Source organism: Okeania sp. (genome assembly GCF_983059655.1).
Map to the genome: position 1 here is coordinate 1 of NZ_CEZPJD010000940.1, position 2,764 is coordinate 2,764.

Below are 2,764 nucleotides of genomic sequence, written 5' to 3' on the forward strand. Positions count from 1 at the left end.
ACTGGGAGTCTTTTTGCTTCCTCATACCACGATCGCAATAGAGGAAAAAAGTCTTTTGCTATTTCTGGATACTCAAAAATATGATTGACTTCATCTAAAGCTAAAAGTAGGGGAGAATTAATTGACCGTAATAAATAGTTACGGAAGTATAGGGTGCAGCTAACTTTGCCACCAATATCTTCATCCCAATAGCCATCTAAGTTTGGCTCTTGGTTTAGTTGATAGGCAGTATTAGCACAAAACCAACGTAAAAATTTGTTGATATCACCACTCAAAATGTTTTGGTCTACCTGTTGTAAGTCCAAGTTCACGGTGTGATAGTCCAAACTTTCTGCATAGTTTATAACTCTCAAAAGAAGGGACGTTTTGCCCATCTCCTGGGGTGCTTTTATTCTCACCAATGCTCCTGGTTTCTGAATTTCTGCATAAACTTGCTTCTCAATATCAGCTCGTTGTATGTAAAATGGTGAATCTAGATAAATAGATCCACTCGGAAATATTGGTGATATTAGTTGTTTTGCACTGGGAGAAAGTTTTCCGGAATCTTGACTCAGGAAGGTTTTTTTTGAAGTAGCTTGTGGGACAAGATATGTTTGAAGCTGCACCCGACAGTTTTTCTTTGTCACCCTTTGACCAATAATATCAGAAATTCGTCTAAATAACTCAGGAGCAACGACATTACTTAGATAACTTGAGCTGTAACTTGCCTCTTCAGCGACTATATCATAGGTCTTATTGTCCCAAATACCTTGGAGAATGATAATTTCTTTGGTATTTAAAGGATGATTGTTGGTTTCTAGTAGCTTGTGGTTGATAGTCTCTAAAACAAAATCTAGCTTGATAGAATCTGTAATTTGTTTAGTATCCATCTGTAATTATTTAAAAAATCTCGGGACTTATGCAAAGACACTATGATAGAAGTCATTTGGTATCTTTAGGATCAGGATTAAATTCTTGAGCCACAGAGTCCTGGGTGGGAAGAAAAAATCAAAGAATAAGCACAGAAAATATTAAAAAATACTCCCTACTCCTTACTCCCTATTGCCTACCCTACCAAAAAGACTTTATGAGCGCAAACCCTATTTATAGATTTTCCGAGATTGACAAATGATTAGACTTGTGCAGGTAGCTAATAAGGGTTGATTTTCACTATTGAAGAAAAGCCTAATTATATTAAGTTTGATAGGTCATACCAGTAAATTTCTTACGTCTTGATTATGTAGATAATTGCAGATCAAAGAGGACGTATAATGGACTTCGCCTTAACCGAGAGGAGCAATTCCGGTCTGGTTTGTCAGTTTTGGCAGCAATGGACTGAACATCAAGATATACTTTATCGGTGCTGTCTCAGGTTAATGAACTCTAACCGAACAGATGCGGAGGATGCTCTGAGTCGGGCAGCGCTAAAAGCTTGGGAAAAGGTGCAAAAGTTTGGAGGGAAAATTACCAATTTTAGGGCCTGGTCAATCAAGCTGACTCAGAATCTTTGTATTGACATTATTCGAGAACGTTCTCGGGGTGCAATGGGCGTTGAAAGTATTGAATGGGTGGGCGATACTGAGGAGATGGGTATGGCCTCTTCGGTGGAGTCGCCGGAGAGTTTTCTGGAAAGAGAGGAGAGGTCTATTGAGATTCGACGAGCGATCGCTGATTTACCAGAAAGGTTGCGAGGGACTTTTATTTTACATTTTTATGAAGAGCTTACCCATAAAGAAATTGCGGAACGGCAAGGAATATCCTACGACAATGTATGCAGGCGGATATATGTGGCGAAGAAAAAGCTCAAACAAAAGTTGAGCCACTATTTTCTAGGGACAGGGGAGAAAGTAAGTGTTACGGCAGGGAAAGGCCGGAAGTTGTCCACCCCAAGGAAAAATAAGGATAAGCAGCAGAGAATTGAGTTGGAGACAGGGACGAAACAATTGCCTAGCGATCGCCCTAAATTTAATGGCCATCCCATCACTCCATCACCCCATACCCCGTCATCAGAAGAGGTAGAAAAATCTGAGTCTGTGGATAGTTCTCTGGAGCTAGGGGAGAATTTAGGTCAGACTATTCAGGAAGTGGCCAAAGTATTGGTAGAAGTAGAGAGCGATCGGGTAATTGAGGCAGAACAACAAGAGTCTGTGGAGAGTGCTGTTGAGTCAAGGGAGCAAGTTGACCAGAAGATTCAGGAGACTGCTACAGAATTAACAGAAGTAGAGTGTGTCGAGGTAGTGGAAGTAGAAAAGGATGGGTGTGTCGAAAATTTGGTAGTGCCATATAAAATCCGGACAATTACTATATCCAAGTCATTGCGATGGTCACGGAGTGGAAGGAATCAGTCTCAGGAGTTTAGGAGGTTACTTCCTATCGTCACAATGACAACTGTTTAACTGGATTTTGTATCAAAGGATAATAAACATCTTCAGAAAATCAATAATTTTATTCAACCATTTCCGGGAACTGCCAGCAAAAGTTACCAGAAAAATCTTTTTTTGTACCGCCCACTCTCTGAAAAATTTCTTCCTTGTTACCTTTTGCCTCTTGCCTATCAACTGCTAGCAAAAGTTACGAGATAAAATCTCTTGTCTGTTGTTTATCAAGGAAGCGATCGCGATAGTTGAGACCGTATTTTATGTGGAGTTTGACAGGGGATAATACTAAATCTGGGTTAATATCTTGGTTAATGGGAGAGATGAAACTTTTCCTTAATGTTCAGAGTTCATTGAAGGATATTAAGGTTTGGCATAGGTCGTTGATGGATGCATGGGGGTAATATTTT

The 2,764-nt window shown here is 39.9% G+C and carries 2 protein-coding genes; one reads left to right on the plus strand and one right to left on the minus strand.

All coding sequences use genetic code 11. The features are described 5' to 3' along the window. Nucleotides 1–869, minus strand: an 869-nt coding sequence (locus AC3DU7_RS30445; RefSeq protein ID WP_488042974.1) for an AAA-like domain-containing protein, incomplete at its 3' end; no start/stop codon positions are given. A gap of 381 nt (nt 870–1,250) precedes the next feature. Between AC3DU7_RS30445 and AC3DU7_RS30450 the strand changes: the two genes are divergently transcribed. Then, nucleotides 1,251–2,375 (plus strand): RNA polymerase sigma factor, encoded by a 1,125-nt coding sequence (locus AC3DU7_RS30450; protein ID WP_488042975.1) that lies wholly within the window; start codon nt 1,251–1,253, stop codon nt 2,373–2,375. Nucleotides 2,376–2,764 lie beyond the last annotated feature (389 nt).